Below are 21806 nucleotides of genomic sequence, written 5' to 3'. Positions count from 1 at the left end.
ATCGCGGGCAAGCCCGCTCCTACAGGGTGCGGTGTCAGGCCCGGCGATATTCGTCCACAGGAGTGGTGTGCTGCTCAATGAAGTCGGCACTCAACTCGATCACCCGCCGGTATTGCAGGTCGACGGTGATCATGTGGTAGCAGTTGTCCAACAGGATCTTGGTCACCGGGCCGCCGAGGTGGCGTTCCACGTAGTCGGCGTTCCAGCGGCTGGTGATGTCGTCCTCGATGGAGTGCAGGACCAGCGCCGGGGTCTTGATCGACGGCATGCGTTTCTTCACCACGGCGTTCATCCAGTGCAACTCGCGCACGGTGACGCCTTCCATGGTCAACAGCCCGGCTTCACTGCTCTCGCCCTCTTTCATCTGCCGCTCGACGATCGCCCGCAAGCGTTCGTTCTTGATGCCGTAGGGCGGCTTCTCGGTAAAGCGGAACAGGCGCACACCGAAGGGAATGCGGATCAGCAACGGCGTGATGAACGCCATTTTGTTGATGCTCCAACCGTCGTACTTGAGGGTCGTGGAATACATCAGCAACCCCGCGACCTGGCCCGGAAATTCCGAAGCCAGGTACATCGACATCACCGCGCCCATGGACAAGCCACCGACGAACACCTGTGCATGACGCTGCTGCACCCCGACAAAGGTCTTGCGCACGCCCTCGTACCAGTCGCGCCAGCCGGTGGCCTGCAGGTCCTCGTTGCCCCCGCAGTGCCCGGCCAGGGTTGGCACGTACACCGTGCAATTACCCGCCTTGACCAGGCCCTGGGCAACCCGACGCAATTCGGTCGGGGTGCCGGTCAGGCCGTGGATCAACAGGACCCCGACCGGACCGTTGCCAAGAACGAAGCCGGCGTTGCCTTCGCCGAGATCGATATCGGCCAGACTCACCGCTTCATCGCTCGGGTCAGCAGTTGCTCCAGCAGCTTCAAGCCCAGGTCGATTTCCGGGTAGCTGATTTCCAGGGACGGCGCCAGGGTGATCACGTTCTTGTAGTAACCGCCCACATCGAGGATCAGCCCGAGTTTCTGGCCGTCTACCAGCATGTCGCCTTTCATGCCTTCCTCAACCATGTAGTCCAGGGTCGCCTTGTCCGGGGTGAAACCATCGGGGCCACAGATTTCGCAGCGCAGGGCCAGGCCCAGGCCATCCACATCGCCGATGATCGGGAAGCGCTTTTGCAGGTCCTGCAGGCCTTCAAGGAAGTATTTGCCCTTGGCCATGACCATCGCGCCGTAGTCGACTTCGCTGGTCATCTTGAACATTTCCAGGCCCACCGCCGTGCCCAGCGGGTTGGAGGCAAAGGTGGAGTGGGTGGAACCCGGCGGGAACAGTTTCGGGTTGATCAGCTCTTCCTTGGCCCAGATGCCGCCCAATGGGTTGAGGCCGTTGGTCAGGGCTTTACCGAACACGATCACGTCCGGTTGCACATCGAAGTGCTCGATCGACCACAACTTGCCGGTGCGCCAGAAGCCCATCTGGATTTCGTCGACCACCATCAGGATGCCGTGCTGGTCGAGCACTTGCTTGAGCTCGCTGTAGAAGTTCATCGGCGGGATCACGTAGCCGCCGGTGCCCTGGATCGGCTCGACGTAAAACGCGGCGTATTCGCTCTGGCCGACTTTCGGGTCCCAGACACCGTTGTATTCGGTCTCGAACAGGCGCGCGAATTGCTGCACGCAGTGGCTACCGTATTCTTCCTTGGTCATGCCCTTTGGCCCACGGAAGTGGTACGGGAACGGGATGAAGTTGGCGCGCTCGCCAAAGTGGCCGTAGCGGCGACGGTAGCGGTAGCTGGAGGTGATGGACGACGCGCCGAGGGTACGCCCGTGGTAGCCGCCTTCGAAGGCGAACATCAGGCTCTTGCCGTTGCAGGCGTTACGCACCACCTTCAGGGAGTCCTCGATGGACTGCGAACCGCCGACGTTGAAATGCACGCGGCCATCGAGGCCGAATTTTTTCTTGGCATCCACCGCGATCATTTCCGACAGCTCGATCTTGCCCTTGTGCAGGTACTGGCTGGCGATTTGCGGCAGGGTATCGATCTGCTGTTTCAGCGCATTGTTCAGGCGCGGGTTGGCGTAGCCGAAGTTGACCGCCGAGTACCACATTTGCAGGTCGAGGTAGGCCTGGTCTTCGGTGTCCCAGACGTAGGAGCCTTCGCAGCGGCTGAAGATACGCGGTGGGTCGATGTAGTGGACGGTGTCGCCGTAAGAGCAGTATTTGGCTTCTTTATCCAGCAGAACCTGGTCTTCGGCGGTAGCGATACGGATATCAGACATGATGAAAGAGTTCCTGAGTGTCAGAAGTAAAGTGAGTGGCGTTGGCGGCCATGCCCTGGGGCAGTCGGGCCAGTAATGCAGGCAGTTCGGCAAAGCTGTCGAAGCGCAGATGGGGGATGGCGTGGGCCTGGCAGTACTGCGCCAGGCTGCCTTTGGCGAAGACGAAATCGGCGGTAGTCGATACGCACATATCAGACTTGCCGTCGCCGATCACCAACACCCGCTTGTTGCGCGGGGTGGACTTGCATTTGCAGTTGCCCGAGGCCGCGCGGCAGGCGTCGCTGGCATGGGGGAAGTCGATGCGCCAGCTGTTCTGGTCGACCTGGCGCAGGCGGTTGGCGATGATCGGCAGCAAGGTCACGTAGTTGCGCGAGAGGATCCGCGCGATGCCCTGCTCGATGCCGTCACTGACCACCTCAAGGGAGGCACCGAGGCCAAGGACATGGTCGACGAAGTCCGGGAAATCCGGATCGATCTCGACCGTGTCGAAGTACGCCAGCAGCTCGGCTGGTGTCGCCTTGATCAGCGCCAGTTGGCGGCTCAGGCATTCGCGCGAACCGATATGGCCGTCCAGCCATTGCTGCTCGATGGTTTCCCACTCGGGGCCGGCGAAGCGTTGGAGAACGTTGTCGATGACATCGGTGGGTGTGATGGTCCCATCGAAGTCACACACGATATGCCAGTCATTCATCTGCGTTTACCTTGGATGCTAGCGCGCTGATGCGCCGTTGACAGGGATAGAGCAGGGACTGTGCCAAGTGGGCAAAACCCAGCAGGGCCGGGGTTCGCGGGCATGCACGGCTGATAAAGGACGCGGCCAAGCTACAAATTTTGTAGGTCGCTACAAACAACATGAGTGCTTGCACAAGCCCCCGCGCCTGCGCGTTCATGCGCGCATGTTTTGCAAGAGGAGCAAGCACTATGTTCAGGGTGACTTCGCTGGTGTGCGCCGGCGTCCTGGGGCTATGGATGGACTCGGCAGCGGCAGCCGGCATCAGCGGCGAGGTGGGCCTGGGCCTGAGCTATCAGCCACGGGAACCCACCGCCAGCCGCTATCAGACGGTACCGGTGCCGTACTTCGACCTGGATTGGGGAGATGTCAGCCTCGATACCGATGACGGCCTGACCTGGAGCGCGTTCAACAGCAATGGCTTGAGTGCCGGGCCGTACCTCAACTACCTGCCGGGACGCACGGCCAACGGGCCGCTAAAGGGCCTGAGGGACGTGTCGGACATGGCTGAGGTCGGTGGGTTTATCCAGTACGCACCGGCCGACTTCTGGCGGGTCTATGCGCAGCTGGGGCGCAGTGTTGGCGGCGCTCATGACCAGAGCGGGATATTGGGCAAGCTCGGCGGCGAACTGGGTTACCCACTGGGCGGCGGGGTCATTGGCAGCACGGGGCTGGTGGCGCACTTTGCCGACGATAACCAGACCCAGACGTTTTTCGGGGTCGATGAGCATGAGGCGCAAGCCTCGGGAATTCGCCCGTACAACGCCAGCGGCGGGTTCCAGAACCTGACATTGACCCAGAGCCTGCAGATCCCGCTGGCGCCCAGGTGGTCGCTGCTGGCCAGTGCCAGTTGGGTCCACCTGACAGGTTCGGCGGCCGACAGCAGCATCGTGCGCCAGACCGGCGAGGTGAACCAGGGGCAGGTGCAGACGGCGATCAGCTACACCTTCGATTGATTGTCCAAAGCCCAAGCCCCATTCGACCGCGTCCATCCTGTGGGAATACGGTCAAAAATGTGGGAGCGGGCTTGCTCGCGAAGGCGGTGTGTCAGACTGGAATTACTTAACTGACCCACCGCCTTCGCGAGCAAGCCCGCTCCCACATTTATCCAGCACTCCAGTCTGGGCTCAGTTTTCTTCGCCCTCGGCCAGCAGCGCGATCCCGCCAATGATTACTACCACGCCCACCCAGTGCAGGAAGCTGATGTGCTCGCCCAGGCCCAGCCATGAGCCAAGCAACACCACCACAAACACCAGCGAACTCAGGGGGAAAGCCAGGGACAGGCTGCTGCGCCGCAGGATCAGCATCCACACAAAAAACGCGCCGATATAACAGGCAATGGCCGCCAGGATCCCCGGGTTGACCGCTACCGCCGCCAACCATTGCCAGTTGAAATCCATCTGCCCCAGCTGATCGCCGGCCACCTTGGTAAACAACTGGCCACCGCTTTCGGTCAAGATCAACAACGCCCACAACACCAGCGTCCCCAGGCGACCGTGCAGCCAGCCAACCGGACGGATAGCGATATTTTCCGAATTCATGCTTGAGTCCCCGCAACAGCAACCAGCATCACGCCGGCCGTAATCACCAGGGTGCCCAGCCAGCGACGGCGGCTGACGGTTTCCCCCAGTACGACTTTGCCCACCAGCACCACCAGGCAATACGCCAGCGCCGCCAGCGGAAACAACAGGCTCAGCGGCGCACGGGACAAGGCCTCCAGCCACACGAAAAATTCAATCACATAGGCGCCGATGCCCGCCCACAGCAGAGGTGCATTGAGCACCTGGCCCCAAAATGCACCCAGGCGAAAACCGCCATTGATCTCGGGCAAGCGGTCCACGCCCAGCTTGAAACACAACTGGCCAATCACATCGAGCACGATGGAAAAGACCAATAACACCACCACGGTCAGGGTCACGGAAACAGCTCCTCGAACAGGTTGATCAACGCCTCGTTGGTCGCCGCGTTGCGCAGCAAATCGTCCGCGCTCCAGCGCTCGGCCGGCGGTTGGTCGGACTTGGCTTCCCAGCGTTTGAACGCGTTGCTGAACGCCGGCTGGGCAAACTCGCCACACACATCGATACCGATGATCCGCTTGCTCGCCGCCAACGCCCGCAGGGCTTGCAGCAGATGCGTCAGGCGCATGCCGCCCTGGTCCCAGTTGGTGGCGGCGTCTTCGCTGGCCAGCACGTCTTTGTCCAGGGTGATCCACACGGCCTCGGTGGGCAGGCTGGCGATCATTTGCTCAAGGAATGTGCCCCAGTCGAGCTCAGCCAGGTTGCGCCAGTGCAGGTGGTTTTCCTGTTGTGCATGGCCGGCGCCATCCCCTACCCGCCCCCAGACTTTCGACGGCGCGTGCTGCCAGGGAAACAACTGCAAGTGCCCGCGCTTGAGCGCGCCCAGGTTGCCGCCGCGCAGTTGCGGGTTATGCAGGTCATCGCTGCACGGGCCGAGGGTGACGATACGTTTGATCGCCGGCATCTTCAGTGCCTGGTTGATCCACGAGCCGCAGTGCCGGCGCGGCGCCAGGCGCACCCAGTCGGGGTGGTTGTCGAAGTGGATCAGGCTGATGGGCTCCTGCACCTCGGCGAGAAAAGCCGGGGTCAGGTGGTGATAGTCGCCAGAACCGACAAAGAAGATTTCGGGTCGTGCCGTGGTCGGCCGGGGCCGTTGGGCCAGGCGCTGGGCAAAGCGTTTCCAGGTTTTTTCGGTGGACCACAGGCGCAGTTTCGGGCCCAGGTCGAGCAGGTCCAGGCGCGTGGCGTGACCGCTGGCCAGACGCCGGGCAATGGGTGCCTGGGCTGTGAGGCTGTGGTCGAGATCGAGGATATTCAAGGTAATGTTTCACCCCTTGGCAGCGCCCAACCGCACGCCGGCTGGGCTTTAAGGGGGTAATGCAAGGGATGGGCCAGGGGGGACAACAATGATCCAATGTGGGAGCGGGCTTGCTCGCGAAAGCGGTGGGTCAGTTAAGAGATACTTAGCTGATATACCGCTTTCGCGAGCAAGCCCGCTCCCACATTTTGCTTTGCGCTCGGCTTTAGGCCTTGGACTCCTGGATGATCTGGCGGATCGCCCCGACAAACGCCTCAGCCGGCTGCCCGCCGCTGACCGCGTACTGGTCGTTGAACACAATGGTCGGCACCGAGGTCACGCCACGGGAGACCCACAGTTGTTCCTGCTCGCGCACTTGTGCGGCGTACTCGTCCGAGGCCAAGATCTCGGCTGCGCGCTTGAGGTCCAGCCCGACGCTTTCGGCGATGATCGCCAAGGTAGCGTGGTCGGAAGGGTCCTGGCCATCGCTGAAATAGGCTTTGAACAGCGCTTCCTTGAGGTTGTACTGCAACCCCTCGAGCCCGGCCCAGTGCAGCAGGCGATGGGCGTCGAAGGTGTTGTAGATACGGCTCTGGCCATCGGTACGAAACGCAAAGCCCAGCGCGGCGCCCATGTCGCGGATGCGGGCGCGGGTGGCCTGGGACTCTTCGGCGGTGGAGCCGTATTTTTCGGTGATGTGCTCAACGATGTTCTGCCCTTCGGCGGGCATGTTCGGGTTCAGTTCGAAGGGCTGGAAGTGGATCTCGGCCTGCACTTCGGCGCCCAGTTGGTCCAGGGCTTCGGTCAGGCCGCGCAGGCCGATGATGCACCAGGGGCAGGACACGTCGCTGACGAAATCGATTTTCAGGGAAGTACTCATTCAGGCAACCTCGCAGGCATTACACGCCATAAATGTCGCACCATACACCCCTAGGCGCTGCTCATAAAACCTTGGCCGGCAGCGCGCGATCAACCTGCGCCCAATGCGCCGCCTCTTCACGGTGGGCTTGCAGGTAGGGCAACACCGCCGCCAGCAACGGCGCCTTGAATGCCTCCTGGAAACGATGAGCCAAGCCCGGGATCAGCCGCAACTGGCTGCCCTGGATATGCGCCGCCAGGTGCACGCCATGCATGACCGGCAGCAACGGGTCGGCCGTGCCGTGGACCACCAGGGTCGGCACGCGCAATTGATTGAGCAATGGCACCCGGCTCGGTTCGGCAAGGATTGCCATGATCTGGCGCTTCACACCCTCGGGGTTGAATGCCCGGTCGTAGGACTGCGCCGCCTGCTGCAGCAAGGCCTGGCGATCATCCTTGACCTCAGGGCTGCCCAGGGCCGCGAGCAAATCAGCTTGCTGCTCCAGGGCCACTTCGCGGTTGGGTGCGCTGCGCCGTGACAACAGTTGCACCAGCGCAGCATTCGGCGCGGGCAGGCCTTCGGCGCCGGAGCTGGTCATGATCAGGGTCAGGCTTTCCACGCGCTTCGGGGCCATGGCCGCCAAGTGCTGGGCGATCATCCCGCCCATGCTCGCCCCCAGCACATGGAACTGGCGCACCTGCAGCGCATCCATCAACCCCAGCGCGTCATCGGCCATGTCAGTCAAGGTGTAGGGCGCAGCCACCGGCAGGCCCAGTTTGTAGCGCAGCACTTCAAAGGTCAGGTTGGCGCTGGCGGGCGCCTGGCGCCAGGTGGACAGGCCAACGTCACGGTTGTCGTAGCGGATCACCCGAAAACCCTGTTGGCACAGGGCGACCACCACTTCGTCCGGCCAGTGGATCAACTGCCCGCCCAGACCCATCACCAGCAACAAGGCCGGATCGGAGGCACGACCAATGCTCTGGTACGCCAGGCTCACCTGGTCCAGGTCGACCCGCTCAGTCGGGACATTGACATCACATCGAGAGGCCGCAAAAGACGGCAGGCCGAACAGTAAGGCAGCCAGTAAAAACAACACGCGCATGAAAAACACCGAAACGCAGAACCCCAGTAGAGCGCGAGTCTGATGAAGTTTGTTCAAGCGCGCTGCCACAGTTACGTGACAGTTTGATGAAGAGCGCCCAGCGGTCATGGTCGACAGATTTGGCAACATGAGACAAACTCACGCCATTGGAACTTGTCACAAATTATCTTCATGGAGAGCCCGTGCTCGAAATCCGTCATCTCAAGACCCTGCACGCCTTGCGCGAAGCCGACAGCCTGGTGGAAGCCGCCGAACGCCTGCACCTGACCCAATCGGCGTTGTCCCACCAGTTCAAGGAGCTGGAGGAACGCATGGGCATGCCGCTGTTTGTGCGCAAGACCAAGCCCGTGCGCTTCACCAGCGCTGGCTTGCGCCTGCTGCAACTGGCGGATGCCACCTTGCCGCTGCTGCGCGGGGCCGAACGGGATATCGCGCGCTTGGCCGGTGGCACTGCCGGGCGCCTGCACATGGCGATCGAGTGCCACAGCTGCTTCCAGTGGCTGATGCCGACCATCGACCAGTTCCGCGATGCCTGGCCGGAAGTAGAACTGGACCTGGCCTCCGGCTTTGCCTTTGCCCCACTGCCGGCCCTGGCCCGTGGCGACCTGGACTTGGTGGTGACCTCCGACCCACTGGAGCTGGCGGGCATCACCTATGTGCCGCTGTTCACCTACGAAGCGATGCTCGCGGTGGCCAACCAGCACGCGCTGGCGAACAAGCCGTATATCGTGCCCGAAGATTTACTCAGCGAAACCCTGATCACCTACCCGGTGGAACGCGACCGCCTGGATATCTTCACCCGGTTCCTGGAACCGGCCGATGTCGAGCCTGCACAAGTCCGCACTTCGGAGCTGACGGTGATGATGATGCAGTTGGTGGCCAGCGGTCGCGGCGTGTGCGGCATGCCCCACTGGGCGCTGCATGAGTACAGCTCGCGGGGTTATGTGAAGGCCAAGCGGCTGGGGGAGAAAGGTTTGTTCGCCACGCTGTACGCCGGGATCCGTGCGGATATGCTGGATGCACCGTACATGCGCGACTTTTTGCTGACCGCCAAGGACACGTCGTTTTCAACCCTCGATGGGGTCAGCGCGGTCCGTTGATTGTTCACGCGCTGCGCCGTTGCTCGAGCATCAGGCGCACCGCCAGGGCTGCCAGCACGAACCCCATGAAATAACGCTGGACCGCCAGCCACGTGGGGTTGTGGATAAACCAGGCGGCGATGCTGGCAGCGCACAGCGAGATCAGCAGGTTGACCACAAAGCTGACGCTGATCTGGGTAAAGCCCAGCATCAGGCTCTGGGTGAAGATCGAGCCGTGCTCCGGGGTGATGAACTGCGGGAATACCGACAGGTAGAACACGGCGATTTTCGGGTTCAGTGCGCTGGTCAGAAAGCCCATGGTCACCAGCTTGCGTGGCGAATCGGCAGGCAATTGCTGGGCTTGGAACGGTGAGCGGGCACCCGGTTTCACCGCTTGCCAGGCCAGCCACAGCAGGTAGAGCGCACCGGCCCATTTCAGTACTTCATAAGCCAGCGGCACAGTGAGGAACACCGCCGTCAAACCGGCGGCAGCAGCGAACAGGTGCACGAAAAAACCCGCGACCACCCCCAGCAACGACGTCACCCCGGCCTTGCGGCCCTGGCAGATCGAGCGGGAAATCAGGTAGATCATGTTCGGCCCGGGGGTCAGTACCAGCAGCAGCGAGGCGGCGGCAAAAATCAGCAAGTCATTGAGGGGGATCACGGCTCAGTCCTTTGTGCCCGACAGCTCAGGCAATAGTGGTCAGCGATGCGCGATAGAAAGGCAGGATCAGGTCACGTGTCAAGGGCGCCAACTGCAGGCCACCGTCGCCGGCCGGGTCGATCCAGCGCACTTCTTCGATCTCGGCGGCGGGTGTCACCGGTACGTCGATATGCACTTCAAACAACTCGGCTTCCACGGTGAACCCTGGCTCATTGGCCGCCGGTGCCGAGAAATGGCCAAGGTACTGCGCCGCTGCCGGGTCAATGCGTAGGCCAAGCTCTTCGTGCAGTTCACGCGCCAGGGCCTGCGCCGGTTGCTCGCCCGCATCGATCTTGCCGCCCGGTTGCATAAAGGCCTGGGTGCCGCGTTTGCGCACCAGCAGGGTCTGGCCGTCGCTGCCGATCAACAGGGCGGCGGCAATACGGATGGTCTTGGACATGAAGTAAACGCCTTGGAATAAAGGCGCGAAGGATCACATGACTGTGCTCCGTGCTGCAATGCTACCTTGTGGCTGTGGCTGTGGCTGTGGTTGTGGCTATGGCTGTGGCGAGCGGGCTTGCCCCGCGCTGGGCTGCGAAGCGGCCCTAATCCGTTCACTGTGTTCTTTCAGTTAAAACTCATTGGCAGGTCTGGGGCCGCTTCGCAGCCCAGCGCGGGGCAAGCCCGCTCGCCACAACCACAACCACAACCACAGTCATAGCCACAGCTGGCTTACTCTTCGGGTTCCTTGATGAACACGCTGTACTTGGCACCTTCCATGGCTTCAAACGCGATCAGCTTGTCCACCAGCGGCAGGTTCAGCACCTTGCCGGCATTGAGCAGCAGCATGCCGTTGTCGGCATTGAGGTTGCGCGCCAGGACCATGCCTTCGGCCAACTCGCGAGTGCCCAGCACCCTGACCGTCGGGTCGCCCAGGGTCACGTCGCTGAGGAAGGCCGCGCAGGCCTGGACGAAGTCTTCCACCATGTCCGGGTCATACAGGCGCCCGGCGTATTTGCGGATATACAGCAGCGCCTCGTCGCTGTTCATCTGCCGCTCAAGAATCAAGCCGCGCTGCAGTTCGATAAAATCCACCGCCAGCTTCAGCAAGCGCGAGCCAAAAGGAATGGCCTCGCCCTTGAGGTGATCAGGGAAACCACTGCCGTCCCAGCGCTCCTGGTGATGGCGGATCAGCCGCGCGGCGTCCTTCATCGGCTCCAGGGTCATCAACAACGATTCGCTCTGTGTGGCGTACTCGCGAAAACGCGCGCGGTCGGTGCTGTGCAGCAAGTCCGAGGGCGCGACCATCATGCTGTCGCTCCAGCTCAGCTTGCCGATATTGTACAGCGCCGCCGCCATGGTCAGGTCGCGGCTGCTGGCGTCGTCCAGGCCATGGAGCACGCACCAGGTGCGCACCAGCTCGATGATCTGGCGGTTGGTCTGCTTGCTGCGCGGCAGGCGCAGGTTGGCCAGCAGCGAGAACACCTCGGTGCCGGTGGCGTAGCTGTGCTTGAGTTCTTCGTAGGCCAGGTCGAGCATGTCGGCGGTCTGCTGCAATTCACTGGTGCGCGAGACCACGCGCTTTTCCAGGGACGCATTGAGCTGCTTGAGCTCCTCGTTCTGCTGGCGGATCAGTTGTTCCAGGCGCAGGCGCTCACGCTCGGAATGCTGGTGGGCCAAGGACTGCCGCAGCGCCAGCAGCAACTCTTCGTCCTTCCAGGGTTTGCTCAGGTAGCGGTAGATCTGCCCTTCGTTGATGGCCTTGATGATCAGGGTCAGGTCGGTTTCGCCGGTCAACAGCAGGCGCACGGTATGGGGGTAGTCGTGATGGATCTGTGCCAGCAACGTGGCCCCATCCATATCCGGCAGGCGTGCAGCACTCATCACCAGGTCCACAGGCTGGCGCGCCAGCGTGGCTAACGCTTCGACCGCCGTGGTGGCGCTGCACAGTTCAAAGGGTTCCAGGCGCAGTAACTGCGCGAGGCGGTCATGCACGTCCGGGTGAGTGTCGATCAACAGCACCACGGGACGATCGGTTTCAGAAAAGGTAACTGACTCTCCCACGGGACACCTCGGATCTAGTCGCGTCGGTGTGCGCTTCCTACGGTCAAGGTAACAGCCTCCTGGCTATTACCTAGCAGTTTAGTCAGTTTTTAGCCGGTAGTGGCCTAATGATGCTATTTACCACTACCGCGCCTGAAGCCTCGAACCGGTCAGGCCTCGGCGGCTTTGCTGGACGAACCAAACGAGGCAAAGCGCTTGTTGAAGCCGGCAATCCGCCCTTCGACCTGGGTCTTGCGCTGTTGCCCGGTGTAGATCGGGTGGGAAGCGCTGGACACGTCGAGAGCCATATAAGGATAAGTATTGCCATCGCTGTGTTGGTGGGTGCGGTCCGTGTCGACCGTGGAGCCGATCAGGAAGAACACGTCGGCGGCAGTGTCGTGGAACAATACGGTGCGATAGGCGGGATGGATACCAGCTTTCATAGGGCCTCCGGGGGCATCTGGGCAAGATTAATACGTTATACAGTAACACAAATAATGCACCCAAACGAGAACGTATTGCAATACCGATAGAAGCCCAGGTTCTATGCGGTTGCCCTGGCAACGAACTCGCCCGTAAGCTGGTACTCCGTGAGAGCACAGGCATCCATAGCCTGGAGATCCTTGTAGGAACTGGCTTGCTGTCGTAAACACCGTCGCCGGCAAGCCGGTTCCTGCAGGTCATAAAGAGTCCGAACCCAAGGAAACCGTATGAGCCTGTCGTTGCTTAGCCGTTATGCATTCTTTGCCGTGTGTGTCATTTTCACCCTCGCCAGCCTGCCCTTTATCCAACACGAATGGCTGTGGCCGTTTACCCTGGTCACCGCTGTACTCAGCCTGATCGGCGTGTTCGACCTACTGCAAAGCCCGCACGCCGTGCGCCGCAACTACCCGATCCTGGGCAATATCCGCTACCTGGTGGAAGGCATCCGCCCGGAAATCCGCCAATACCTGCTCGAATCCGACAGCGACGCCCTGCCCTTCTCCCGATCCCAGCGCTCGCTGGTGTATTCGCGGGCCAAAAACGAAACCGCTGACAAACCCTTCGGCACCCTGATCGATGTGTACCAATCCGGTTTCGAGTTTATCGGCCACTCCATGCGCCCGGCGCCGTTGAGCGATCCCAGCGCGTTCCGCGTGATCGTCGGCGGCCCGCAATGCACACAGCCGTATTCGGCGTCGGTGTTCAATATCTCGGCAATGAGCTTCGGCTCCCTCAGTGCCAACGCCATCCGCGCCCTCAACCAAGGGGCCAAGCTCGGCAACTTCGCCCACGACACCGGCGAAGGCAGCATCAGCCCCTATCACCGCGAACACGGCGGCGACCTGACTTGGGAGCTGGGCAGCGGCTATTTTGGCTGCCGCACCAGCGACGGCCGCTTCGACCCGGAGCGCTTCGCCGTGCAGGCGCAAAACCCGCAAGTGCGGATGATCGAAATCAAGATGAGCCAGGGCGCCAAGCCCGGCCACGGCGGGATCCTGCCCAAGCACAAGGTGACCAAGGAAATCGCCGAGACCCGCGGCATCCTGATGGGCGAAGACTGCATCTCGCCGTCACGCCACAGCGCGTTTTCCACGCCGATCGAGCTGATGCAGTTCATCGCTCAATTACGTGAACTGTCCGGCGGCAAACCGGTGGGTTTCAAATTCTGCCTGGGCCACCCGTGGGAATTCATGGGGATTGCCAAGGCCATGCTGGAAACCGGAATCCTGCCGGACTTTATCGTGGTCGACGGCAAGGAAGGCGGCACCGGCGCCGCCCCCGTGGAGTTCACCGACCATATCGGCGTGCCCCTGCGCGAAGGCCTGCTGTTTGTGCACAACACCCTGGTAGGCCTGAACCTGCGGGACAAGATCAAGCTCGGCGCCAGCGGCAAGATCGTCAGTGCCTTCGACATCGCCAGCGTGCTGGCCATCGGTGCCGACTGGGCCAACTCGGCCCGGGGCTTTATGTTCGCCATTGGTTGCATCCAGTCGCAAAGCTGCCACACCAACAAATGCCCCACCGGCGTCGCCACGCAAGACCCGCTGCGCCAGCGGGCACTGGTGGTCCCGGACAAGGCCCAGCGCGTATTCAACTTCCACCGCAACACCCTCAAGGCCCTGGCCGAAATGCTCGCGGCAGCAGGGCTGGATCATCCGTCGCAACTGTCGGCCAAGCACCTGGTGCGGCGCATGTCGGCCACCGAGATCAAGTTGTTCTCACAGTTGCACGTGTTCCTCAAGCCCGGTGAATTGCTCACTGGCGAGGTGAACGGCGAGTTCTATTCGCGGATGTGGCAGATGGCGCGGGCAGACAGTTTTGAGCCCCATGAGGTGGAAGCCGCGTAAACAGTCGGTCACGACAACCCTGCGCAGGTCAAGGCCCTGCGCAAGGGATACTGGCCGGCAGTCATGACACGCGGGTGATCCTCGATGCCTAGCGGGCGCGCATGAGACATTCAGTAATACCCAACCTTTGCAATTGCTTACAAATACCGCCAACCTGCGCCCGCCCGACGCACGGCAGGACCATTCGCGTCACTATTCAACCCATTGTTCAAGAGCCCGCAGCCATGCTTAAAGGACGCGACCCGCGCATCGATTTTTTTCGGGGCCTGGCGTTGATCTTCATTTTCTGGGATCACGTCCCCCACAACCCACTGGGCCAGATCACCCTACGCAACTTCGGTTTCAGCGATGCCGCCGAGGTCTTTGTGTTTCTCGCCGGCTACGCCTGCGTGCTGGCCTACGGCAAAATCCTGCAGGGCGAAGGTTATTGGATGGCCAGCCTGAAAATCCTGCGCCGCGCCTGGGTGTTGTACGTGGTGCATATCTTTTTGCTGGCAATGCTGATGGGCATCGTGTTCTTCGCCAACAGCAAGGTAGAAACCCGCGACCTGGTCCAGGAAATGGGCCTGACGCACTTCATCACCAACCCCCAACAAGCCCTCACCGATGAGTTGCTGTTGCGCTTCAAGCCCAACCTGATGGACCCGTTGCCCCTGTACATCGTGCTATTGCTGGGCCTGCCGCTGGTGCTGCCGCTGTTGCTGCGCAAGCCGTTGGCAGTGGTGGCTGCGTCGATGACGGTGTACCTGTTGGCACCACGCCTGGGCTGGAACCTGGCGGCGATTGCCGATGGCGTCTGGTATTTCAACCCGGTGACCTGGCAGTTTCTGTTTATCCTCGGCGGCGCGGCGGCGGTGCATGCCAGCCAACCGCGCGCACCCGATACGCGGCCGCTGCACCGGCAACCGGTGTTTATCGCCGCGGCCACCTACACCCTGCTGGCCGCGGTGATCACCCTGTCCTGGCGCTGGCCCGAGATCCACGATGCGGTGATGCCCGCCGTCATCAGCGACCTGTTGTACCCCATCAGCAAGACCGATCTGTCGCCGGCGCGCCTGTTGCACTTCCTTGCCCTGGCCTATGTCACCGCCAAGCTGCTGCCGGGTCGGGCGTGGACGCAAAACTGGCTGGCCCGGCAAAGCTGTCGCATGGGCCGCTATTCACTGGAAGTGTTTTGCCTGGGGGTGTTGCTCGCGCCGTTGGCGGACATGCTCAACGCCCAGGTCAACGACGCCTGGCCGATGCAGATTTTCAGTGCCCTGCTGGGCCTGATGCTGATGGCGGCGCTGGCGGCCTGGCTGGAGTTCAACAAGCACCTGGATGCGTCGCGACAACGCCAGTGGGTGGCGGGTAGATAGTTAGCCCCAGGTGACGCACCGGCGATGATTACATCGGCCTTCCACTTAATTTGTGAAAGGCCACTCCCTTATGCCGACCTCTGAGTTACTCAACGGCTTATCCGGCAACCTGCAATCGAGCACCTCCTGGGAACAACAAGAGGCCATTGAGCAGATCCGGCAAAACCTCACGCAAGCCTTGAGCGGCCTCACGCTCGATGAACAAAAGCGCTATGTGCAACTGCAGCGTGAGGCCCTGACGGCCCTGTCCGCAGTCGAAACCGAAAAGGACCGCCTGGTCCAGGCCTTCAAGACCGAAGGCCTGGCCCAGCTGCGCAGCCGGATTGGCGGGCGCGATCCCGAAGCCTTCCACTTCGATACCACCTACCGGGAAAAAGTCGAAAAGCCTTTCCCGTGGGAGCCCAAACGCGGCGAACGCACACGCTTTCGCCGCCGCTCCTACACGCAAGACTGGGACTACATCGACCACGTTAAAAGCATGACCTTATGGGAGGCGGCCTGCGTCAACTTTGGCTTTACCCACGGCAGGATTACCGAGTCTGGCTACAGCCTGGTCCAAGCCAGCAAAGTGATTGGTCCTGGCGATGACCGCAGCCTCTCGGCGCAGGCGTTTATCGACGTGGTGCGCGAACTGGACCTGGGCGGCCAGCTGAAAACCCGGATCAACGCCACCTTGGGCGAGAATGGCCTGCTTCGTCGCCTGATAGGCACTTCAGCACGCACGCTCCTGCAGTTCGACGTGCTGGATGCCTGGCGCAACCGGGCCCAGAGCGGTCTTACCCGTGAAATGTACAACACGCTGAACGCGGCGATTGAGAACACCGGTGCTCAACCGGAGATTGAAACACTAGGCCTGACCTCGGGCGTAACCTTAGTGGTGGCCGTTCCCTTCGTCCCCTGGGAAAACATCATTTCAGTGCCCCTGCTACTGATTCGTGTCGCGGCCCTGGGTGTGTTGTCGTACTTTCCATTCCGCCCAGGGGGCGCGCTGCGCCATCACCCCGACGCACGCGCCGCCGAACAGGCGTTCCGCCAGCAACTGCACGATAGCCATCAAAAACAAGATCTGGGCTGGTTTTCCCGGCAGTTACCCCTGGTAGGCATGTCCGTCTTCAACAAACTGTTGAGCCGTAAGACGCGTCCGCAAAACCTGGGTTGGCTGGAGGGAGCCCTGTATGACGGGTTTCACAAAGCCTTCCCGCCCAGCACCCTTGACGACATCCGCTTCACCGCCACCCCCAAGTCAAAGCCACCAGTAAGCCTAGTGCAGGCCCTGACTTACCGACAGATTCAGCGCTGCAAGACTGACCTGGATACACTTGCCGTTGATCGCGCCGAAGCCGACTGGGAAGCCCTCAAGGACGCGGTGCAGGAGATCAAGGGCGAAATTCTCGGCTTGCTCCTGACGCCTCTACCCGGTGGCATCACCGGCATGATGCGTATCACCCAACTGCTGATGCTAGGGAGCCTGACCTACAGCGTGATCCAAGGCCTGGATCAAGCGGTAAAAGGCGAAACCATCGCGTTTGCCAGCAGCCTGACAGATGTGGCCGACCTGATCGTCAGCGGCCGGCTGACCGTAACCGCCAGCCGCTTGCAGCGCCGGCGCATGCAAACACTGATGCAGAACATCGGCAACCCGCGCAAAATCAGCAACCAGCGCCTCTGGAAACCAGACGCACAGCCCTATGCCCACGACCGCCAGGCGCTGCTCGACGGCCGCAGCCCCGATGCACTGGGGATCTACCACGTCGATGGCGAGCAGTACGTCAAGCTGAACCAGAATGAGCAATTTCTGGTGGCCAAGGTCAAGCACGACGACCAGCAGATGCGCTACGTGCTCACGCACCAACGCAACGAGGGCTACACACCGCCGATTATTTTTAACCCAGCGAAACAAGCGTGGGTGTTCGACCTGCACAACGCCCACACCCTCTCGGACATCGAGTTGCTGCAACGTATGCTGCCCAATGGTTCCTCCGTGGCACCGCCAGCAGAGATACAAACCATGCTGCGCAGCACCGCCACCACCCGTACTACGCTGGACAAGGTCTGGCGCTCGGAGCCGGCGCCGTTGAACCTGACCGAAGGGGTGCGGCGTGTGCAGGCCGATCAATTGATCCAACTGCTGATCGACCGTTTCAACGAGCCCGGCTACCTCCCCCCCTACGGTGACAGCGCGGTGTTTTGCCTGCTGACACAACTGCCGCAGTGGCCCGCCAACGCCATCTTGAGCATCCGCGCCCCCCAGCACACAGTGATCGAGAGCTTCAGCAAAACCGAAGTCGTGCCACTCGGCGCACACACCATCAATATTGTCCGCGGCGATGATGGACGCTATAGCGCCCTGGGCGCTGCGCACCCGCCCTCCAATACCGACGAGCCGCTGTTGAGCCTGATCATCGTGCTGCAACCTGGCACCTCGCGCCTGGGCATCGAAGGCCATGGCGCTCAGACTACCGCGCAACGCATCACGCGGCTGCGCCAGCAGGTCACGACCCTGGTCAGCGACGAGCGGCTGAGTGTGTTCAGCGCGCTGGTGAATTACGCCGGTTACGAAAAAAGCGAGCCGCTTGCCCCGGCGAATGTACGCCGTTTTCTTCCCACCCAGGCTTCGCCGCCCCTGGTGACCGTCACCCCCTTACTGAAAAAGCTGCGCGACCTCAACCGCCCCTTGTCACCGGCCAATCTGGAACGCCTGTTGCAGGAGCACCCTCTGACGCCACGCCAGCAACAGGCTTACTTGCAGCATGGTTCGCTGCCGGCAGCCTTTCATGAGCGGTTGGACAACCACCGTACCGCGCTGCGCATCGATGCGGCCATCGACGGCTTGTACCACCCCCGCGCCTACAGTGACGACATTGACCAATGGGCCAGGGAGTTCGCCTCGGCGCTGGTGCGCAACACCCTCAAGCGCCCGTTCGTCATCACCGAAGTGGTCGCCGGCGACATCGCCAAACCCTACGTTTCAAGCGGGCCACAGGATCCCACCGTGGAACTGCGCCATTACGGCAACGGCGTCTATGAGGCATACGACATGCCTAACGGCGGTACGATTCCCGTGCCCGCCACCGTGGACAGTTTCTACCTGGCCATCGGTTCGGTGTTACAGCCCCACGAACGTCAGTTGCTGGGCATGAACAGCGCCACCGACGCTCAGGGCCTGCGCACCAAGCTGGGCAACTACATGAGCAGCCAACGCAGCCCGGCGGGGTATGTCAGCCTGGCCAGCGGTTCGCTGATGCAATACGAACAGCCCCTGAAGCTGCCCGCCGACCTGGCACCGGACACCCAGGGTATTTTTAAGTGGAATGCTCAACATTTACTGCCACTCTTCGGTTCTCTGTACCGGGTCGTGTTTGACAAAAGCCTGTACAAATGGCGCCTGGTCCACCCCGAGAAAATCGGGGTCGACACCCCCGTCCTGTCTCACAACGGCCAAGGTGCCTGGCGCCTGGCCAGCGAAAACCCGATGAGCTGGAACGACCACGAGTTGCTCTACCGCCTGGGCAATCACCCCTACTCCTTTACCCAGGCCGAGTCGGTCAATATCCTCGCCCTCACCAACACCCCGCCCAGGCTCCTGCGCCACATCCACCATGCAGGGCTTGCCGCCCCCCCATTGCTGGCCGATACCTGCAAACGCCTGAAGATCGAACAGGAAATCCTGCAGTTCATCGAAGCACTGGGCAACACCCCTACCTCGCGTATCGCCCGCCCGGACTTGCAACTGCTGGTGCTCTCCAGCCTGCCAAACTGGCCCGACAGTCACGCCATTCGTGTAATCGACAGCGACAACCGGGTCATCCAGCAGTACCCCGATCGCAACCTGCCAAACGACAAGGTATTGCTGGTCAAAAAGAGTGACTATGAAAACGCCAGGCTGCTGGACACCGTTATCACCAACGACGAGGTGACCCAGGCCTTGCTCGGTGAACTGCCAGACTCCAGCAATGACCGCTTGTTCAAGCTGGTGAAACAGATCGTCGAATTCACCGAAAAGGAAAAGCCGCAATTACTCAACTCGCTCTACCTACGCAGCGAAAGCGATAGTCCTGAATGGGTCCGGCAATTCAAAGCCCACCATCCACAATTGCCCACCAGCAGTGTCCAGGCGATCCTCGGGCAAGCCACCCCCAGGGAACTCAAGCAACTGCAACAAAAGAAAGCCCCCGGTCTGCGCCTTGCCGAGCAGGCGCGCCTGTCGGCCGATGACGTGCGTCTGAACCGGGCCTATGAAGGTCTGTACAGCGACGCGTGCAGCAACGCCGACAGCGACCGGATCACCGCACATTTGCTCAAGGATCTGCCCACCTGGCCGGCGGACCTGCGCATCGACATCCACCAAGCCAATCTCCAGGGGCACCTGCTGCAAAGCGCAGGTCCGCGCGCCGCCAGCCAACATCGACAGATCGCCCGGACCCAAGGTGGCTATCAGGCTTACGACGCGTCGGGCGAGCTTGTGGGGCAACCGTCGGACCGCTTGCTGGAGGTGATTGTGTCGACGTTGTCCGACAGCGAAAAAATCGCGTTGGAGGTGACCGACGACGCAGGCGTTGCCGCGCTGCGCCAACAGATTTTCACCCTGGCGCTCAACCAACGGGTAGCAATCAAAAGCCTGCTGGACCTCAAACACCTGCAACCCTGGATGGTGCCGCCGATGGGGGGTGAGCGCACACTCCTGGTGTACCCGTTCTGGAGCCGGTTCTGGCCGTTCAGTGGCAATCGCTCCCCCGACCTGGTCACCAAGGTCCAGGAGCTTTACCCCCGGATGAGCAACGATCAAGCCCGGCAACTGATCCAATCGCTGAACCTGAGCGAGCCGGCGGCGCTGATTGAAATAGAGCGGCGGCGTACCGAATACCAAGCGATGGAAACGGCACTGTCACGCTGGGCCGACACGCCCGTAAGCGAGGACGAACACCTGCACGACCCACTGGGGATGAGCCTGGGCAACCGCCGCTACATTGCCCAGCAGTTGTGCTCAGCGTGGCGCCGGGAAAATCGCTCGCTGTATCTGGCGGGGATCGTGGACGCCCAATTCGTCGAGCTGCAACTGGATGACGGCAACCTGCCCCCTGCCGACTTCATCAGCGGCACCCAGGGTTTTGCGCACATCGACTTCCTGAAAATCGCGGGCAATCACTTTCCTCAAACGGCCAGTGACTTCCTCAGCAAGTTCGCCGGGTTGCGAGGGCTGCATCTGGATTGCATGGTGACCGAGTTACCCAGCGCCATCACTGACATGGCTCAGCTCACACACTTGAACCTCAGTGACAACGACATCCGACTCACCGAGGCTTCGGCCCAGCGCCTGGCCTCCATGGTCAACCTGCGCGAGTTGATTATGGACAACAACCCCCATCTTGGCGTGACCCCGGATGTGAGCGCCATGAGCCAGTTGCACCGGCTGCAACTGGTGAATACCGGATTGACCCAATGGCCCATCGGAGCGGAGACGCTCGCCCGCCTGGAGGATTTGCACCTGCAGGAGAACGCCATCAGCGAGATCCCTGAAGCGGTATTCACCCAGGAACGCATCGGCTTGCCCCGCCGCAATGTCCTGCTGCACGACAACCCCCTCTCGCCGGCCACCCTGGAGCGTATCGAAGAGTACCGACGCAACACGGGCGTGCGGCTGGGCGGTGTACTTGGCCCCAGGCATCAACCGCCAGCGACTGACGGCGTATCCCAATGGTTGAGCGGGGTACCCGCTGCCGAGGTTCCGGCCTGCAGGGCGCTGTGGGAGCAACTCAAGGCCCATGAGGGCGCCAGCCCCGATGATGCCTTCCGGGTGCTCTCGGACCTGACTCAAACCTATGCGTACATCGCCGCTGGCGCGTCGCGCAACGCGCTGACCCAAAGGGTGTGGACCTTGCTGCGGGCCATGGGGGAATCCACCGAATTGCGCAATAACGTGTTCCTCAACACCTATGGTTCAGGCAACTGTGGCGACAGTGTGCTGCTGGCCTTTACCAACATGGAGCTTGAGCACCAGGTCCACCTGGCCAAGCTGCAAAGCTCCAGCCAAGCCAGTGATCGCGCGCTGATCGCGCTGTCTACCGGGCGCTTCTACCTCAACCAGCTGGACTATATTTCCGACAAGTTCATTCATGATCGGGAAGTAGCCCGCCAGGCAGTCGATCCCGCCGAGGTCACTATCTACTTCCGCGAAAAACTGGCAGCGGAGTTCAAGCTGCCCTTTCACCCACTGGAGCTGCTGTACACCGTTGAGGACTATGTGACCGCAGACATCATTGATAACGCGCGCACGCAACTGCAAACGCTCGGGCAAAGTCCGGCGCTGCGCGAGTGGCTGTTGATGGAGGGGTTCTGGATCGAATATCTGGCCAGGTGCTATCCGGAGCCCTTTGCGACCGTCAAGGACAGTATCCGCTACCGAATAGGGTTGCTGGAGCAGGAGATACCGGACCGGCACTCGGACGAGTACCTGGAACGGCGTCAGTCACTGATTGACCTGGAGCAGGCAGAGCAAAATCGCCTGGTACGCCAACTGACCATTGCCGCCCAGGCGGCGCAGCAACGCACGTAAAAAAATGCCCCGGCT

17 protein-coding genes are annotated in these 21806 nt (G+C 61.5%); 5 read left to right on the top strand and 12 right to left on the bottom strand.

Annotated features, from left to right (window positions below; all coding sequences use genetic code 11):
* Window positions 1–34: 34 nt before the first annotated feature.
* Genes FIV38_RS10750 through FIV38_RS10740 form a run of 3 tightly spaced genes read right to left on the bottom strand, consistent with a single transcriptional unit; the run spans window position 35 to window position 2971 of the window.
* The gene (locus tag FIV38_RS10750) at window positions 35–889 is read right to left on the bottom strand and encodes an alpha/beta hydrolase (RefSeq protein WP_092238001.1); all 855 of its coding nucleotides are present in this window, start codon (window positions 887–889) and stop codon (window positions 35–37) included.
* A complete protein-coding gene (locus FIV38_RS10745) occupies window positions 886–2280 on the bottom strand; it encodes an aspartate aminotransferase family protein (RefSeq protein ID WP_029295153.1) in 1395 nt (464 codons plus the stop codon). The genes FIV38_RS10750 and FIV38_RS10745 overlap by 4 nt, the downstream gene beginning before the upstream one ends.
* Window positions 2273–2971 carry an MtnX-like HAD-IB family phosphatase gene (locus tag FIV38_RS10740; protein WP_092238004.1) on the bottom strand — a complete coding sequence of 233 codons (699 nt, stop codon included), beginning with the start codon at window positions 2969–2971 and terminating at the stop codon, window positions 2273–2275. The genes FIV38_RS10745 and FIV38_RS10740 overlap by 8 nt, the downstream gene beginning before the upstream one ends.
* A 230-nt stretch (window positions 2972–3201) precedes the next feature.
* On the opposite strand from FIV38_RS10740, the gene FIV38_RS10735 reads away from it, so the two are divergent.
* Window positions 3202–3966, top strand: a complete 765-nt coding sequence (locus FIV38_RS10735) for a MipA/OmpV family protein (RefSeq protein WP_092238007.1) — start codon at window positions 3202–3204, stop codon at window positions 3964–3966.
* A 171-nt stretch (window positions 3967–4137) separates the two neighbouring features.
* On the opposite strand, the gene FIV38_RS10730 is transcribed toward FIV38_RS10735, so the two are convergent.
* From FIV38_RS10730 to FIV38_RS10710, 5 genes are all read right to left on the bottom strand, one after another.
* Complete coding sequence (locus FIV38_RS10730; RefSeq protein WP_029297410.1) at window positions 4138–4551, bottom strand: EamA family transporter; 414 nt, start codon at window positions 4549–4551, stop codon at window positions 4138–4140.
* On the bottom strand, window positions 4548–4928 hold the full coding sequence (locus FIV38_RS10725; RefSeq protein ID WP_029297412.1) for a DMT family transporter: 381 nt from the start codon (window positions 4926–4928) through the stop codon (window positions 4548–4550). The genes FIV38_RS10730 and FIV38_RS10725 overlap by 4 nt, the downstream gene beginning before the upstream one ends.
* Window positions 4925–5845 carry an arginase family protein gene (locus FIV38_RS10720; protein ID WP_092238010.1) on the bottom strand — a complete coding sequence of 307 codons (921 nt, stop codon included), beginning with the start codon at window positions 5843–5845 and terminating at the stop codon, window positions 4925–4927. Before FIV38_RS10720 ends, FIV38_RS10725 begins: the two co-directional genes overlap by 4 nt.
* Before the next feature lie 205 nt (window positions 5846–6050).
* Window positions 6051–6704, bottom strand: coding sequence for a DsbA family oxidoreductase (locus tag FIV38_RS10715; protein ID WP_070994772.1), 654 nt, complete (start codon window positions 6702–6704; stop codon window positions 6051–6053).
* Window positions 6705–6765: 61 nt separating this feature from the next.
* A complete protein-coding gene (locus FIV38_RS10710) occupies window positions 6766–7785 on the bottom strand; it encodes an alpha/beta fold hydrolase (RefSeq protein ID WP_092238013.1) in 1020 nt (339 codons plus the stop codon).
* A 182-nt stretch (window positions 7786–7967) separates the two neighbouring features.
* Here FIV38_RS10710 and metR point away from each other — a divergent pair, with 182 nt between their 5' ends.
* Window positions 7968–8885: a transcriptional regulator MetR gene (gene metR, locus FIV38_RS10705; protein ID WP_032859924.1), complete on the top strand. Its 918-nt coding sequence runs from the start codon at window positions 7968–7970 to the stop codon at window positions 8883–8885.
* Window positions 8886–8889: 4 nt separating this feature from the next.
* Here the strand turns inward: metR and FIV38_RS10700 are convergent, their stop codons facing one another.
* The 4 genes from FIV38_RS10700 to FIV38_RS10685 form a co-directional block, all read right to left on the bottom strand.
* Window positions 8890–9528 carry a LysE family translocator gene (locus FIV38_RS10700; protein WP_029297421.1) on the bottom strand — a complete coding sequence of 213 codons (639 nt, stop codon included), beginning with the start codon at window positions 9526–9528 and terminating at the stop codon, window positions 8890–8892.
* A 25-nt stretch (window positions 9529–9553) separates the two neighbouring features.
* Window positions 9554–9967, bottom strand: a complete 414-nt coding sequence (locus FIV38_RS10695) for an NUDIX hydrolase (RefSeq protein WP_092238016.1) — start codon at window positions 9965–9967, stop codon at window positions 9554–9556.
* 272 nt (window positions 9968–10239) lie between these two features.
* Complete coding sequence (gene nosR, locus FIV38_RS10690) at window positions 10240–11571, bottom strand: response regulator c-di-GMP phosphodiesterase, NosR family (RefSeq protein WP_092238019.1); 1332 nt, start codon at window positions 11569–11571, stop codon at window positions 10240–10242.
* Window positions 11572–11720: 149 nt separating this feature from the next.
* Window positions 11721–11993 (bottom strand): type B 50S ribosomal protein L31, encoded by a 273-nt coding sequence (locus tag FIV38_RS10685; RefSeq protein ID WP_029297428.1) that lies wholly within the window; start codon window positions 11991–11993, stop codon window positions 11721–11723.
* A 267-nt stretch (window positions 11994–12260) separates the two neighbouring features.
* Here FIV38_RS10685 and FIV38_RS10680 point away from each other — a divergent pair, with 267 nt between their 5' ends.
* The 3 genes from FIV38_RS10680 to FIV38_RS10670 all read left to right on the top strand — a co-directional run bounded on the left by FIV38_RS10680 (window position 12261) and on the right by FIV38_RS10670 (window position 21791).
* Entirely contained in the window at window positions 12261–13880 is a 1620-nt protein-coding gene (locus FIV38_RS10680; protein ID WP_092238022.1) for an FMN-binding glutamate synthase family protein, read from the top strand.
* Window positions 13881–14104: 224 nt separating this feature from the next.
* Window positions 14105–15238, top strand: a complete 1134-nt coding sequence (locus FIV38_RS10675) for an OpgC domain-containing protein (RefSeq protein ID WP_092238025.1) — start codon at window positions 14105–14107, stop codon at window positions 15236–15238.
* Between the two features lie 70 nt (window positions 15239–15308).
* Window positions 15309–21791 carry an NEL-type E3 ubiquitin ligase domain-containing protein gene (locus tag FIV38_RS10670; protein ID WP_092238028.1) on the top strand — a complete coding sequence of 2161 codons (6483 nt, stop codon included), beginning with the start codon at window positions 15309–15311 and terminating at the stop codon, window positions 21789–21791.
* Window positions 21792–21806 lie beyond the last annotated feature (15 nt).

The organism is Pseudomonas proteolytica (assembly GCF_007858275.1).
In the GTDB taxonomy this organism is placed as follows: domain Bacteria; phylum Pseudomonadota; class Gammaproteobacteria; order Pseudomonadales; family Pseudomonadaceae; genus Aquipseudomonas; species Aquipseudomonas proteolytica.
The sequence above is the reverse complement of the archived record's forward strand: the minus strand, read 5'-3'. Positions and strand labels throughout refer to the sequence as shown.